This is a genomic window from Rhodococcus sp. SMB37 (assembly GCF_004345605.1).
GTDB lineage: Bacteria > Actinomycetota > Actinomycetes > Mycobacteriales > Mycobacteriaceae > Rhodococcus.
Map to the genome: position 1 here is coordinate 139,314 of NZ_SLVY01000011.1, position 14,024 is coordinate 153,337.

The 14,024-nt window shown below is 64.0% G+C and carries 14 protein-coding genes; 11 read left to right on the forward strand and 3 right to left on the reverse strand.

Annotation, left to right across the window (positions count from 1 at the left end; all coding sequences use genetic code 11):
- The first annotated feature begins 49 nt into the window (after positions 1-49).
- A complete protein-coding gene (locus tag EV641_RS18430) occupies positions 50-1,003 on the forward strand; it encodes a WYL domain-containing protein (protein WP_132473591.1) in 954 nt (317 codons plus the stop codon).
- Between the two features lie 49 nt (positions 1,004-1,052).
- The gene (locus EV641_RS18435; protein WP_132473593.1) at positions 1,053-1,625 is read left to right on the forward strand and encodes a YdeI/OmpD-associated family protein; all 573 of its coding nucleotides are present in this window, start codon (positions 1,053-1,055) and stop codon (positions 1,623-1,625) included.
- 36 nt (positions 1,626-1,661) lie between these two features.
- Here EV641_RS18435 and EV641_RS18440 read toward each other — a convergent pair whose 3' ends face one another.
- Positions 1,662-2,429 carry a TetR/AcrR family transcriptional regulator gene (locus EV641_RS18440; protein WP_241997340.1) on the reverse strand — a complete coding sequence of 256 codons (768 nt, stop codon included), beginning with the start codon at positions 2,427-2,429 and terminating at the stop codon, positions 1,662-1,664.
- 200 nt (positions 2,430-2,629) lie between these two features.
- Here EV641_RS18440 and EV641_RS18445 point away from each other — a divergent pair, with 200 nt between their 5' ends.
- The 7 genes from EV641_RS18445 (at position 2,630) to EV641_RS18475 (ending at position 8,577) form a co-directional block, all read left to right on the forward strand.
- Positions 2,630-3,844, forward strand: a complete 1,215-nt coding sequence (locus tag EV641_RS18445) for a CoA transferase (RefSeq protein ID WP_132473597.1) — start codon at positions 2,630-2,632, stop codon at positions 3,842-3,844.
- Positions 3,845-3,908: 64 nt separating this feature from the next.
- On the forward strand, positions 3,909-4,733 hold the full coding sequence (locus tag EV641_RS18450; RefSeq protein WP_132473599.1) for an SDR family oxidoreductase: 825 nt from the start codon (positions 3,909-3,911) through the stop codon (positions 4,731-4,733).
- Entirely contained in the window at positions 4,730-5,182 is a 453-nt protein-coding gene (locus EV641_RS18455) for a pyridoxamine 5'-phosphate oxidase family protein (RefSeq protein WP_132473601.1), read from the forward strand. The genes EV641_RS18450 and EV641_RS18455 overlap by 4 nt, the downstream gene beginning before the upstream one ends.
- Before the next feature lie 44 nt (positions 5,183-5,226).
- The gene (locus tag EV641_RS18460) at positions 5,227-6,519 is read left to right on the forward strand and encodes an amidohydrolase family protein (RefSeq protein ID WP_132473603.1); all 1,293 of its coding nucleotides are present in this window, start codon (positions 5,227-5,229) and stop codon (positions 6,517-6,519) included.
- Between the two features lie 66 nt (positions 6,520-6,585).
- Complete coding sequence (locus EV641_RS18465; protein WP_132473605.1) at positions 6,586-6,987, forward strand: metalloregulator ArsR/SmtB family transcription factor; 402 nt, start codon at positions 6,586-6,588, stop codon at positions 6,985-6,987.
- The gene (arsB, locus tag EV641_RS18470; RefSeq protein WP_132473607.1) at positions 6,984-8,063 is read left to right on the forward strand and encodes an ACR3 family arsenite efflux transporter; all 1,080 of its coding nucleotides are present in this window, start codon (positions 6,984-6,986) and stop codon (positions 8,061-8,063) included. Before EV641_RS18465 ends, arsB begins: the two co-directional genes overlap by 4 nt.
- 55 nt (positions 8,064-8,118) lie before the next feature.
- Entirely contained in the window at positions 8,119-8,577 is a 459-nt protein-coding gene (locus EV641_RS18475) for an arsenate reductase ArsC (RefSeq protein ID WP_054713071.1), read from the forward strand.
- Here EV641_RS18475 and EV641_RS18480 read toward each other — a convergent pair.
- Positions 8,574-10,259: a hypothetical protein gene (locus tag EV641_RS18480; protein ID WP_132473609.1), complete on the reverse strand. Its 1,686-nt coding sequence runs from the start codon at positions 10,257-10,259 to the stop codon at positions 8,574-8,576. The two genes, EV641_RS18475 and EV641_RS18480, sit on opposite strands and share 4 nt — an antisense overlap.
- Before the next feature lie 41 nt (positions 10,260-10,300).
- On the opposite strand from EV641_RS18480, the gene EV641_RS18485 reads away from it, so the two are divergent.
- Entirely contained in the window at positions 10,301-11,536 is a 1,236-nt protein-coding gene (locus tag EV641_RS18485; protein ID WP_132473611.1) for a hypothetical protein, read from the forward strand.
- A gap of 94 nt (positions 11,537-11,630) precedes the next feature.
- Positions 11,631-12,779 carry an RNA-guided endonuclease TnpB family protein gene (locus EV641_RS18490; RefSeq protein WP_132473613.1) on the forward strand — a complete coding sequence of 383 codons (1,149 nt, stop codon included), beginning with the start codon at positions 11,631-11,633 and terminating at the stop codon, positions 12,777-12,779.
- Between the two features lie 89 nt (positions 12,780-12,868).
- On the opposite strand, the gene EV641_RS18495 is transcribed toward EV641_RS18490, so the two are convergent.
- Positions 12,869-13,774: an MHYT domain-containing protein gene (locus EV641_RS18495; protein ID WP_132473615.1), complete on the reverse strand. Its 906-nt coding sequence runs from the start codon at positions 13,772-13,774 to the stop codon at positions 12,869-12,871.
- Between the last annotated feature and the right edge of the window lie 250 nt (positions 13,775-14,024).

Genomic DNA, 14,024 nt, shown 5'->3' on the forward strand with positions numbered 1-14,024 from the left:
ACGTGGGTATAGGACGGGGAAGGTCCTCTATTCGGAGCAGACTCGTCTCATGGTTGGAAGTTCATCTCGAATGCTGGCGCTGCTGTCGTTGCTGCAGATGCGGCGCACTTGGTCCGGGCATCTGCTGGCGGAGCGGCTGGGCGTGACCCCACGGACGGTGCGGCGAGACGTCGACCGATTGCGCGATCTGGGTTACAACGTCGATTCGACGAAGGGGCCGGACGGCGGTTACCGGCTCGTTGCCGGATCGGAGCTCCCGCCCCTGTTGTTCGACGACGAACAGGCCGTGGCGATCGCAGTCGCGCTGCACAACGCGCCTTCCAGTGGCATCGATCTCGGCGATGCTGCGACACGAGCATTGGCGACGGTCCGCCAGGTCATGCCGTCGCGGCTCCGCCACAGGATGGACGGCATCCGTTTCACCGGTTCCGAGTCGCCGTCCCATGTGGACCCGAAGATTCTGGAAACCGTGAGTGCTGCGGTTCGAGATCGGCGCATTCTGCGTTTCGACTACGGCGATACAGAGCGGCCGCCGCGTCGTGCCGAACCGCACGCAGTAGTCGCGAGGAAGGGCTTCTGGTATCTCATTGCCTGGGATCTGGATCGAGACGACTGGCGGATTCTTCGTCTGGATCGTCTGGTTCCTCGGATACCCGGCGGCGGCCCGTTCACTCCACGCCCCCTTCCTGCGCCGGATGCGCGCTCGTTCATCGAGGCGCGGGCGAAGGGATCGGAGGCGGGGGATCAGTGGCCGTGCACTGGAGAATTCGTCATCGACCTACCGGCGAGCGAGGTCGCCCGATGGATGAGCGACGGTGTGGTGGAAGAGGTCAGCGAACGGTCGTGTCGGATTATTGTCGGGTCATGGTCGTGGACGGGGCTTCTTGTGTTCGTCTTGCGTTTCGATGCCCCATTCACTGTCGTCGGCCCCGAGCCACTGCGGTGCGCCGCGGGTGTGCTCGCAGCGCGGCTCGACGCGGCGTCGGTGGCGCTATCGAAGTGATCCTGGAATGAGGTCAGTAGCTGACCGCAATGGGTGGGAGGGTGCTCTTATGAAAGAGCAGAATCTGCCGGCGCAGTTGATCGTCCCCGATGTGACCGCGTGGCGGGCGTGGCTGAATGAGAATGAGGGCTCGTCCGACGGGGTGCGGTTGGTCCTGGCAAAGAAGGGCACCACAGAACCGACGGCGTTGTCCTATGCCGAGGCGCTTAAGGAGGCTCTCTGCAGCGGCTGGATCGACGGACGCCGCAATACGTTGGATGACTCCACTTTCCAGCAACTTTTCACTCCGCGTCGTGCCCGCTCGATCTGGTCGCAACGAAACGTCGGGTTCGTCACCGAGCTGATCGCGTCGGGGAGAATGCGGGCCTGTGGGCTTTCCGAGGTGGAGCGGGCGAAATCCGACGGCCGCTGGGAGCGGGCGTATCCCGGCCCGGCAGCGGTCGAGGTGCCCGCCGACCTCGCATCGGCACTGGAGCGATCCGCGATTGCGTCGATGAGGTTTGCCGAGTTGGATCGCGGTGCGCGCTACATGATCATCCACCAGGTCATCACCGCGCCGAGCGCTTCGAGCCGCGCCGGTCGAATCGCCAAGTTCATTGCCCGAGCGGGGCAGGACGAATGAGCTGTCCGGGTGTTTCTCTGGACATACGGCGTGCGCCTATTGAGGGATACGGCAGGCGATGCCGTCGAGGAAGATCTCGATTCCGTGGGAGAAGACGTCATCAGCGGTGGCCGCGAGATACTCGTGGCCGGCGACCCGGAAGGCGCCGAAGTGTTCGAGGTCAAGGCCTTCGAGCAGGAGCGTGAAACCGTCGGACCTGCTGGCGCCGTGCGCGCCTCGTCCGACGTCGCTCCGTTGGATACTCGCCGCGCCCGCGACGAACTGGATCATGCTGCTGGTGGCGTACGCGGCATACGAGGCTTCGAGCCCGGCATCGAGCAGTAGTCGGAGAGCGGAATCGATGACGCGCAGGGTGTTGGGTCCGTACCCCCCGAAATTCCGGCCGGCCGACGATGGTAGCGGTTGGGAAACCATCACGCGTCTCATCTCCTGCATCAATGCTTCGAGATCGGCGCGCCAGCCGTGTCCAGTGGACACGATGCGGATTTCTCCCATGACGTGATCTGCGATGAGCGCGATCAACTCGTCGCGACTGGCAATGTATCGATACAGGGATGCGCTTCGAGTGTCGAGACGTGCTGCAACCTCACGCACAGTGAGCGCCTCGACGCCGTCCTCGCGCAGTACATCCAGGGCGGCGTCGACGATGCGTTCGGTGGACAGCCCTCCGGGGCGTGGCCGGCGTCGACTCTCGGTCGATGCCCTCTCGGCCCACCATAGGGCCGACCCCGGCTCCGCTTCGTCGCCGCTCCTGACCGGGACGGACGTGCCGCCGTGAGGCCGTCGATCCCTCAGTGCGCTCACTTCCCGACCGTCGTCCGAGCGACCCTCCCGAACATCGCTACTCGGCATCTGAATCCACCTCCGCACCTTCGGCGCCCACCCCTTGACAGTATGCGATCAATGATCGCATACTTCGAAATCATAAAATGCGAGCGTTGATCGCATCTCTTCGCGGTCTGCGTGGCCGTCGAGAATGCAGGCCACGAACAGGAGGGGTTCCCGTGACCAGAGTCATGCAGGGTGTGAGGATTCTCGAAGTTGCCGAACATACCTTTGTGCCTGCTGCATCCGCACTGCTCGCCGATTGGGGCGCAGATGTAATCAAGGTCGAGCACGTTGCGCGGGGAGACGCCATGCGGGGTCTTGCGTCGTCCGGAATCGCGGTAGTGCCTGATGACGTGCATGTACTGTTCGAACACTCGAACCGTGGAAAGCGCAGCATCGGACTGGATCTCACATCCGAGATCGGACACGAAATCCTCTGTCGGCTCGCCGCGACCGCGGACGTCTTCCTCACCAACAAACTGCCGAGCGTCCGCGCCAAGTTGAAGATCGACGTCGCCGATATCCGGAAGCACAATCCGCAGATCATCTACGTCCGGGGGACCGGACAAGGTGAACGTGGACCGGACGCGGACCGTGGCGCGTACGACTCCCTCGCATTCTGGGCACGCGCAGGCGTCGCTGCCGGGGTGATGCGGCCCGAATACGGCGAAGTCCCGGTGCCGCCGGCACCCGGATTCGGCGACTCGATCGGCGGCATGACGATAGCCGGCGGGATCACAAGTGCCTTGTTCCACCGCGAGCGAACGGGTGAGGCCACCACCGTCGACGTTTCGCTGATGGGCACAGCGATGTGGTCGATGGGGCAGGCGTTGGCGCTGTCGCTGCAGCTGAACACACCCTGGACCCCGCCTCCTGCCGGCACCCGGTCGAATCCTCTGACGGGCCAATACGCGACCCGGGACGGACGATGGCTTTCGTTCACTTGTCTCCAGGCCGGTCGATACTGGGCGTCGATGTGCAAGGTGATCGGCCGTCCGGAGATGGCCGGCGATCCGCGCTTCGTCGACCATGGCGCTCTGATGGCGCACTGTGGTGAGGCGATCGCCATCCTGCACGATGCGTTCGCCGAGCGATCACTGGCCGAGTGGCGGGAGCGACTTGCCGATTTCACCGGCCAGTGGTGCGTCGTTCAGGACACGTTGGAGGCCGTTGCCGATCCCCAGACCGACGCCAACGGATATATCCAGCAGTGTGCGACGTCCGAAGGAGTCCCGTTCCGGCTGGCGGCCGCACCCGTTCAGTTCGACGAATGCGCATCGACCCCTCGTCGTGCCCCGGAGTTCAACGAGCACTGCGAGGAGGTCCTCGGCGAGCTCGGTTTCAGTGTGGACGACATGCTCGATCTCAAGATCCGGGGCGTGGTGACATGAATCGGGCAGTGTTCCGACAAGCACGTTGCTCCGCACCCTCGCGTAGAACACAGGAGAGGAAACCATGACTTTGTTCGATGCCTTCCGATTCGACGGCAAGAGAGTTCTCGTGGTCGGCGGTGCCAGTGGTATGGGCGCCGCTGCAGCAGAACTCGCGCTCAGTGCGGGAGCGGAGGTTGTCGTGGCCGACTGTGCGCCGATTGCCACACCCGGCGTGAAGGCGGTACTGCTGGACCTGGCCGATATCGATTCCATCGAGGCCGGTATCGCACAGATCGGCGGCCACGTCGATGTGGTGCTCGCTGCGGCGGGCGTCGCGAACGGCACGCCACATCTCGAACGCGTCAATTTCCTCGGGCATCGTCTCGTCATCGAACGCCTGCTGGACTCCGACATGCTCCGCAGCGGCTCCGCGATATGTTTCATCTCTTCTGCCGCAGGACTGGGCTGGGAATCGAACCTCCCAGCGCTGCAGGAGTTCCTGTCGATCGATGACTACACCGAGGCGTCCGCGTGGGCGGTAGCACACGACAAAGCCGAATACATGTTCAGCAAACAGGCGGTGTGCGCCTACGTAGCGTCGCAGGCATTTCCCTTACGCAAGAAGGGGATCCGCATCAACGCGATCTGTCCTGGTCCCACCGACACTCCGCTTGCCCGGGCAAATGCGGAGACGTGGCTCGGTTTCGGATCCGACTACCGCGCGAAGGCCGGAATCGACCCCGCCGCCCCGATCGAGCAGGCCTACCCGCTGCTGTTCCTGTGCAGCGACGCAGCGGCGGCGATCAGCGGTATCACCCTGACTGCAGACTCGGGCTACTTCAGTTCGGGAATGTCCGGCTCCTTTCCTGCTGCGACGCCCACTGTCGGCTTCTTCATGGGCCGATGAAGCAACAGCGCCGAGGACGCAGAATTGCCATGCTCCCGGAGGAGGTCGACGCATTTCTGAACGAAGAACGCACATGCCGTGTCGCGACCTCCGGGCCGGCCGGCCCACACTTGAGCGCCTTGTGGTTCGTCTGGGACGGCTCGGCGCTCTGGCTCAATTCGGTGGTGAAGAGCCAGCGGTGGACCGATCTCGAGCGCAACCCCCAGGGTGCAGTCCTGATCGACGCAGGCCACGAGTTCAACGAACTGCGGGGAGTGGAGATCCGAGGCCGGTTCGACGTTGTCGGCGATGTGCCCCGCTCCGGGGCCCCTGATCCCGAATTGGCCGCACCGGAGCAACTGTTCGCCCGCAAGTACACAGGCCGTGACGAGATGCATTTCGACGGTCGTCATGCGTGGCTACGGCTTACCCCGCAGAAGATCACGAGCTGGGACTTCCGGAAGATGTGACCGCGCACCACTGTTCCAGGACCCCATACAGGATAGGAGCTTCCGTGAATGTCGACGACATGATCCTGGTCAGCATCGATGACCACGTGGTCGAGCCTCCCGAGATGTTCGACGCCCACCTGCCCGCAAAGTGGGCCGAGTATGCGCCCCGCATCGTCACTGACGACCACGGAGTGGACCGGTGGCTGTATCGCGGCCGTCAGGTCGGTGTCACCGGGTTGAACGCTGTCGTGTCCTGGCCTCCCGAGGAATGGGATCACGATCCCGCGGGATATGCCGAGATGCGCCCGGGCGTATACGACATTCACGCACGGGTGAAGGACATGAACGTCAACGGAATCCTGGCCTCGATGTGCTTTCCGACGTTCACCGGTTTCAGCGCCGGGCATCTGAGCCATTTCCGAGACGACATCACCGTCCGAGTGATCCAGGCGTACAACGACTGGCACATCGATGAATGGGCGGCCACCTACCCGGGGCGTTTCATTCCCCTCGCAATCCTGCCGCTCTGGGACCCGGAACTCGCGGTCGCCGAGATCGAACGGGTCGTTGCGAAGGGGTGCCACTCCGTGACGATGGCCGAACAACCCCACGTCGCGGGATTGCCCAGCTATCACGACATCGAGTTCTGGAGTCCGGTGTTCCAGGCTCTGTCCGACAACGATGTGGTGATGAACCTGCACATCGGTCAGGGGTTCGGGGCCTTGAGTCTCGCCGAGGACGCCCCGATCGACAACTTGATGGTGTTGGCGCCGAGCATCTCGATGATCGCCATCCAAGATCTTCTGTGGGGGCCCGCACTGCGCAGATTCCCGAAGCTGAAAGTGGCGTTGTCCGAGGGCGGTGTCGGCTGGATTCCGTTCTTTCTCGACCGCTCCGACCGCCACTACACGAATCAACGGTGGCTGCGCCGCGATTTCGGCCGCAAGATGCCCAGCGACGTGTTCCGCGAGCATGTCATCGCCTGCTACGTCACCGACAAGACCTCACTGAAGCTTCGGCATGAGATCGGCATCGACAACATCGCCTGGGAATGCGATTATCCGCACGCCGATTCGCTGTGGCCGGACGCACCGGAATTCGTTCTCCGAGAGCTCGAGTCGGCAGGAGCCGACGACTCGGACATCGACAAGATCACGTGGCAGAACGCATGCAGATTTCTCAACTGGGACCCGTTCGCCGTGGTTCCTGAAGCCGACGCCACTGTCGGCGCCCTACGCGCTCGAGCGCAGGACGTCGACACCTCGATCCGGTCGCGAAAGGAATGGGCGGCGCTGTACGAGAGGGAGCCCAGGCGTCGGCCGAGCACCGCAGCGGGCGCGTCACCGCAGGCCTGACCTCATTCGAGCCCCTTCGGACAAGTGCGGATTGACGAATGAATAGACAAGAGTCAATATAGACAGATGTCGAATCAGATCCCGAGCGGGGACGAGCCATGCTGCCCGCCCCTGTCGCGTGAGCCCCTCACCTCGGATTGGGCCACCGACCTGGCCCGCATGTTCAAAGCGCTCGGTGATCCGGTGCGCCTGCGCATGCTCAGCATCGTCGCCAGCCACCAGGGCGGGGAAAGCTGTGTGTGCGATATCAGCCCCGCCTTCGACCTATCGCAGCCCACGATCTCGCATCACCTCAAGGTGCTGCGCGAAGCCGGACTGCTCGACTGTGAGCGCCGCGGTACCTGGGTGTACTACCGCGTGATCCCCGCCGCGCTCGAGCAACTCTCCTCGGTGCTCGCCACTGAATCCGGTGTGCTGCCCGGTTCGGCCTGTGCCTCGACCGAGCCTGTCGAGGAAGCCGTCTCATGACGGAATCCACCGAAAGCCGTTCTGTTGCAGGAAAGATGTCGGTCTTCGACCGGTTCCTTGCCGTGTGGATCGGCATCGCGATGGTCGTCGGCCTCCTGCTCGGCCGCGTGATCCCCGGGCTCGGGGATGCATTGAGCGTCATCGAGATCGACAACATCTCGTTGCCCATCGCACTGGGTCTGTTGATCATGATGTATCCGGTGTTGGCGAAGGTGCGCTACGACCGCCTCGACACCGTCACGGGCGATCGCAAGCTGCTGATTTCCTCGCTGATCCTCAACTGGGTGCTCGGCCCGGCGCTGATGTTCGCCCTCGCGTGGTTGCTGCTGCCCGATCTGCCCGAATACCGCACAGGCCTGATCATCGTCGGCCTGGCCCGCTGCATCGCGATGGTCATCATCTGGAACGACCTCGCGTGTGGTGACCGCGAAGCCGCCGCCGTGCTGGTCGCGATCAACTCGATCTTCCAGGTGATCATGTTCGCCGTTCTCGGCTGGTTCTACCTGTCGATCCTGCCGGGCCGGCTCGGACTCGAACAGACCACGATCGATGTCTCGCCGTGGCAGATCGCCGAATCGGTGCTGATTTTCCTCGGCATCCCACTGGTTGCCGGCTTCCTCACCCGCCACTTCGGCGAAAAAGCCAGGGGCCGTGCATGGTACGAGGAGAAGTTCCTGCCCAAGATCGGACCATGGGCACTCTACGGATTGTTGTTCACCATCGTGATCCTGTTCGCCCTGCAGGGTGAGCAGATCACCTCGCAGCCGTGGGACGTCGTACGGATCGCGTTGCCGCTGCTGGCGTATTTCGTCCTCATGTGGGGCGGCGGGTTCGTGTTCGGGGCGGCGATCGGGCTCGGATACGAGCGAACCACCACCTTGGCGTTCACCGCTGCGGGCAACAACTTCGAACTGGCCATCGCCGTGGCGATCGGTACTTTCGGGGTCGCGTCCGGGCAGGCGTTGGCCGGTGTCGTGGGCCCGCTCATCGAGGTGCCCGTCCTTGTCGCGCTGATCTACGTCTCGCTTGCACTACGTAAACGCTTCACCCGCTCGCCCGACGCTGTTGCGTCGTGAGGGTGGGGACTCGACGCCGTCTCTACCCGACTACTACGGAAGGATGTCTGCAGTGATGACCGCCGACTCCACGGCCGCCCGCGCACCGTCGGTGCTGTTCGTGTGTGTGCACAACGCCGGCCGTTCGCAGATGGCCGCCGGGTTCCTCGCTGCGCTGGCCGGCGATCGGATCGAGGTTCGCTCGGCCGGTAGTGCGCCGGCCGAGCAGGTGAACCCCGCCGCTGTCGAGGCGATGGCCGAGGTGAGGATCGACATTTCCACCGAGAATCCGAAGGTCCTCACCGTCGACGCCGTTCAGGCCTCCGACGTGGTGATCACCATGGGTTGCGGAGATTCGTGCCCGGTGTTCCCGGGCAAGTCCTATCGGGATTGGGTGCTCGAAGACCCGGCCGGCCGAGACGTCGAGTCCGTGCGGCCGATCCGCGATGAGATCCAGGCCAAGGTCGAAGCCCTGATCACCGAGCTGGTCCCCGACGAGGCGCCGCCAATCGCGACGGTCACGCGTCCGGACTAGTCGGTGGCGACGAACGTTCCGTCGGGGAGGTAGATCGCGCTGCTGCCTGTCATCGTCGCGAACTCGACGTTCACCTGAAGGACCCGAGGGGCGTCGGAATCGGCATCGGGGAGTGTCTCCTTGGTGATCGAGAACCTCGCCGAGTCGATATCGGCCGGTTCTGCGCCGACCCTCTCGCCGTTGGCCGCGGCGATGGCATCGAGGTGCGCCGCGGTGATCTGCGAAAAGCTGAAAAGCTCGTCCGGTGTCGGTGTAGTGGACTCGTCTATCGACACCTCCGGAAATGTGCCGGAACTCATCGAAAACTCCTGCCGGACCCCACCGTCGACCGCGGGGCCGACAGTCAGCCCGATCCTGTCGGAGCTGCAGGGGATGCACAGGGAGTCGATGCGAGGTGTTGTCGCGTCGATGCCGGCACGCGGCAGGACGAGGGCGACCTGTTCGAGGGCGGCGGCGGTATCGCGGATGTCGAAGATCGGGGCGATGGTTCCGTCGAGCTCGGCCAGGTAGGTGCCGCTTCCGCCCACCACAGTGGCGCGCACTTCGATGAGCGGCTCGGCGTCCGGTGATTCCTTACTGATCTCGACTCGATCGTCACCGGTCTGGTCGACCCCCAGAGTCGTGGTGATCTCGTCGTACGCCGCGACTACGACTGAGGGATCGACGACCGAGAGAGGAAAACTGTTGCGGACGCGGGCACCGCTGTCGTTGATTGCCCCACGCGTGACGTCCACCCGGTCAGGGTCGTAGTTGCCGCTGGAGTCCTGGCTGGCGTGGTAGACGACGCGCTGCGCGTTCGCCTCATCGAGTACGACGAGTTCGGTCCAGAAACCGTAGAAGGTGACTTCGAGGACATGCTCGGTGCTGCCGGGGATGTCCTTCTCTGCCATTACCGTCATCGCGGCCAGGGCGTCGAGACCGAACTGACCGATGGCGGTGGTGATCTCCCACTCGTCCGCGCCCGTATCGATGTCGGTGGCTGTGGTGACCGCCGAGGAGAAAGCGGAGCTCAGGCCCGCGGTGTCGGGCAACAGTAGGCCGGTCGCAGAACCGAAAATCGCGAAGGCAGTGCAGAAGCACACGGTGACCATCGTCCGCGACACTACCCCGCCGCGCGGGACGGTGTAGACGCGCTCGGGCGGAATCTCCTCCGGGATCTCGGCGGCCAGCACCTTGCCGTACTGCTGGAGCTCGGAGTCCTTCCACGGCATGATGACGGCGCCTGGTAGACGGTGCACTTCCTCGACAAGGGCCATGCGACGCTCGCCGACAGCCGACTCGAGCACCTTGGGAGGAGCCATGGCGCGGGTGGACGTGACATAGGAGCCATCGCGGAACAGGCGATCCACGACGGTGACACCGAACTTCGCGATCCGGAAACCCTGCGTGAGCTCTGTCTCCACCGAATGGACTACTGCGACCTTTGCATGTGGTGAATCGATGGCACTGGCGCGCCGCGGACCGCCTGCCGCGAGATCCGGGTTCTCGATGAAGTCGGTGGTGGATCCGCGGAGTCGTTGCGAACCGACAACCACACCGAGTGCAGCGACACCGGCACCTGCGCTGTACAGCAACACCGAGGAGGTATCGGCCGCGACCGTGAGACCGGTGAACGAAACGACGCCGGTGATGGCACCTGTGACGGCCGCGCGGAGTGAGAATCGGCGACTCACCTTGGGCATCGGGTGACGCTAGCATACTGATCTTGTAGTTAGATCGGAGTGTGGTTGCACCCGACGAGCATCTGCGGACATCGACCGGCGGCGCGCTGTCCGACGACGAGCGCCGTCACGTGGAGCGGGCTCCGGTCGAGGGGCAGGGCGAGCGAAGCGACGGGGGGTGTGGTGTCGGCGGCGATCTCGACAATCTCCAGTTCGGTGCGTATGTCGACGCCAACCGCACGGAATGGTTACCGGTCGCGGTCGGAGTCCCATCCATCGCGGTGATCGTGCTGTGCGGCTGGGCATGGACGGAAATCGGCCGGGGTGACCTCCTTGCCACTCTCGCTCTGGTGATACCGATGGTGGTCACGCTGGGCGCGGTTCTCGCGGTGACCCACCGCAGGCTGCCGCGACTGGGGATCCAGATCAGTCCGACCGAGGTCATGCTGGGCGACTGGTCGACTCGTACTTACCGATTCCGGAGGTCGGCCGTCACCAAGGTCAAGTTGAGCAACGGCGCGTGGGCGGGGAGCTCGACCTGGGTACCTGCCGACCACGATTTCCGCCTGCGATCGCACTACTACCTCCAGATCACGTTGCGCACCGGAGAGTTCTTCTGTGTCGCGGCCGATCCCCACAACAACCCGGTCAGTGATCGGATAATCCTCGAGCTCAGGAGGACCTCTGCACTCCCGGCGCTGGAGTCGCGGCCATCCAAGCCGGACGACCCCGCGCCGAAGCAGGCACCACAATCGCTACCGCCGTCGGCCGGTCTCGCAGCACCGTCCTCCGCAGAGAAACTCTGGGAGTCCGCGAAGAACAAGCACGACGAGATCTTGCTCGCCTACCTGCCGTACGAGACCGAACCACTGATCCTCATGCGATATCCCGCACTCACCGACATCACGCACCCCGCGACGGCGGCATTCCATGAGGCGATGGAAGAAGCGACCGCGCTGCGTACCGAGACGATGCCGTCGGATTCGACGTTCGCAGCGGCATACCGGGATGCGGTCCGCCGCCTCACCGTCGCCTGGGCAACCGCCGAACGAACCGCGAAACGCGAGGGTACGACGTACCTCGATCCGGTGGATCGTCGTAAGCTCGACCAGGCGGCGAAGCTGCTGCGGCATGCCGAGAGCACCGAATCGCTCCCCGAGCGCGTCGCGTACTTGCGGCAGGTCAAGTCGATCATGGACGAGTTGGTCGAAAACGGTTCGATTCATGCTCCGCCGAAGGTCGTCGAGGCGATCGAAGCGGCCACGACTCGTGCGATCGAGGCCGCAGCACAGCGATGACGGCACGTGACCGGAGAACGTAGCGCGCAAGCCCGGTCCTTCAGGGCCGGGTCAGCGCATCAATCATGTCGGTGGTCGTGGCTATGGTCTCGCTGTGCAGCTTCGATACCAGTACCGCGTCTACCCGACGCCCGGCCAGCAGCACATGCTGGCCCGGTCGTTCGGGTGCGCGCGGGTGGTGTTCAACGATGCACTGCGCGTCCGGCAGGACGCGTATGCGGCCGGGGTGACGCTCTCGGATACCGACGTGCAGAAGCAGGTGGTCACCGCAGCGAAGAAGACCCCACAACGGGCGTGGCTGGCCGAAGTAGCGTCGGTAGCGCTGGTGCAGTCGGTGCGCGACTCGGCAGTGGCCTACCGTAACTGGTTCGACTCGATGTCAGGCAAGCGCAAGGGCCGCAAGGTCGCCGCGCCGCGGTTCAAGTCCCGCAAGGACAACCGGCAGGCGATCCGGCTCACCCGCAACGGGTTTTCACTTCGCCCGAACCGGAAGCTGTATATCGCGAAGGTCGGCGAGGTGAAGGTGGCGTGGTCGCGGGAGTTGCCGTCGGAGCCGTCGAGCGTGTCCATCATCAAGGACCCGGCGGGTCGTTATTTCGCGTCGTTCGTGGTGGAGATCACCGACGAACCGCTGCCCGAGGTGGACTTCGAGGTCGGTATCGATCTGGGTTTGACGACGTTCGCGGTGCTCTCGGACGGGAAGGTCATCGAATCCCCGAAGTTTTTCCGCCGCGCCGAACGCAGACTCCGCAAGGCGCAGCAGAGTCTGTCCCGCAAACAGAAGGGATCGAAGAACAGGGTCAAGGCGCGCATCCGTGTCGCCCGGGCCCACGCCACGGTGGCCGATGCCCGCAAGGATTGGGCGCACAAGCAGTCCACGGTGATCATCCGCGAGAACCAAGCGGTGTTCGTCGAGGACTTGTGTGTCACCGGGTTGGCGCGGACACGGTTGGCGAAGTCGGTGCACGATGCCGGGTGGGCGATGTTCACCCGGCTGCTCGAGGAGAAGGCAACCCGGTACGGGCGCACCTTCGTCAAGGTGGACCGCTGGTTCCCATCGAGCCAGCTGTGCTCGGCGTGCGGGATGAAGGACGGCCCGAAACCGCTCTCGATTCGGGAGTGGCAGTGCACAGCGTGCGGGGTGGTCCACGACCGCGACCTCAACGCCGCCAAGAACATCCACGCGGCCGGACGGGCCGAGTGGTTAAACGCCTGCGGAGGGACCGTAAATCCTGCCGTCTAGCGGGAGGTAAGTCCCTGTGAAACAGGAACCCACCGGAGTGGCGCGTAGTGCTGCAGGAGGAATCCCGGTCGTTCACGGCCGGGAGGACGTCAAGGGTCGACGTTCTGTGGCCGGTGGTCTGGCTGCCGGTACTCGTCCGGAATGATGATCACCTCGGTGGGTGCCTCACTGAGGTCGTACTCGGGGACGGTCTCGAGATCGTGGGGTGCTGTCCATCGCTCGATCGAGTTCTTGACATGGGCATCGACCGGATCGGCGACGAGTAGCAGCGCAACGATCGGCACGGCCAACACGATCACACCGATGACGAACGCGGGAAAAAGCAGTGCCAGGACAGTCACACCGCTCGGCGTCGGCGCGGTCGGATCGACCGTCGCGTGCACACCCGCCATGCCGGTGTAGTGCATGGCGACCACGGCGCAGCCCATGATGAGGGCCGCAGCGATCCGCGCTCTGATCCGTTCGGCGCGGACGGCAACCCACAGAGCGATGGTGGATGCGACGATCCCGATGATCACCGATGAGGCGACGAACATCGGATCGTACTCGAGGGTTCCCTGGATTCGAATTGCTGCCATGCCGCTGTAATGCATGAGGCTCACGGGCACGCCCATCACAGGCCCCCCGATCGTCAGTGACACCATGTGATCGCGCCGACGTGTGGACAGGAGCCGCATCCCGACCACCCCCGAGAGCCCGAACAACGTGGCCATGACCGCGAGTACCACGGAGAACACCGTGAGGGCGAGGTCGTATCGGATCGGCGACGTGGGCACGGCGAAACCCATCATTCCGATGAAGTGCATGAGCCAGATGCCGACCCCGCCGATCGAGACTGCCGCCATCACGAGCCATAGCGTCGTGGCGCGAATCGAAGTGAATTTCAGGGACTGTCGGACGCACGACAGGCCCACATACGATCCGACGACCGCCATGGTGTACGCCAGCGGTAGGACCCAGAACCCCAGGGTGAAGTGGTGTAACTCATGCGACATATATCCCCCGACATATGGCACGTCCCGCTGTCCGCATTCGGGTGGGGACGTGCTGCACCGGACCGAAACGGGCTGCAGCCCATTGCCCCCGTGCAGCGTCGTAAACCTTAGCGCACGATAAATTCGGCGCAAGTCATGGCCCGAGCATGCCGAAGCGGGCCGAAACGCCGTGCAGGATGCGGCAATAGCGTGGTTCTGACCTGTAAGATGCTCGGCTGTAGCAGATTTGGACATAGCGGACAAGTCGGTC

Excerpts from the sequence above, each read along its gene's own strand:
- EV641_RS18480 (WP_132473609.1), bottom strand. The coding sequence starts at position 10,259 with ATGCCCAAGGTGAGTCGCCGATTCTCACTCCGCGCGGCCGTCACAGGT.
- EV641_RS18495 (WP_132473615.1), bottom strand. The coding sequence starts at position 13,774 with ATGTCGCATGAGTTACACCACTTCACCCTGGGGTTCTGGGTCCTACCG.
- EV641_RS18430 (WP_132473591.1), top strand. The coding sequence starts at position 50 with ATGGTTGGAAGTTCATCTCGAATGCTGGCGCTGCTGTCGTTGCTGCAG.
- EV641_RS18455 (WP_132473601.1), top strand. The coding sequence starts at position 4,730 with ATGAAGCAACAGCGCCGAGGACGCAGAATTGCCATGCTCCCGGAGGAG.
- EV641_RS18450 (WP_132473599.1), top strand. The coding sequence starts at position 3,909 with ATGACTTTGTTCGATGCCTTCCGATTCGACGGCAAGAGAGTTCTCGTG.
- EV641_RS18435 (WP_132473593.1), top strand. The coding sequence starts at position 1,053 with ATGAAAGAGCAGAATCTGCCGGCGCAGTTGATCGTCCCCGATGTGACC.
- arsB (WP_132473607.1), top strand. The coding sequence starts at position 6,984 with ATGACGGAATCCACCGAAAGCCGTTCTGTTGCAGGAAAGATGTCGGTC.
- EV641_RS18465 (WP_132473605.1), top strand. The coding sequence starts at position 6,586 with ATGTCGAATCAGATCCCGAGCGGGGACGAGCCATGCTGCCCGCCCCTG.
- EV641_RS18475 (WP_054713071.1), top strand. The coding sequence starts at position 8,119 with ATGACCGCCGACTCCACGGCCGCCCGCGCACCGTCGGTGCTGTTCGTG.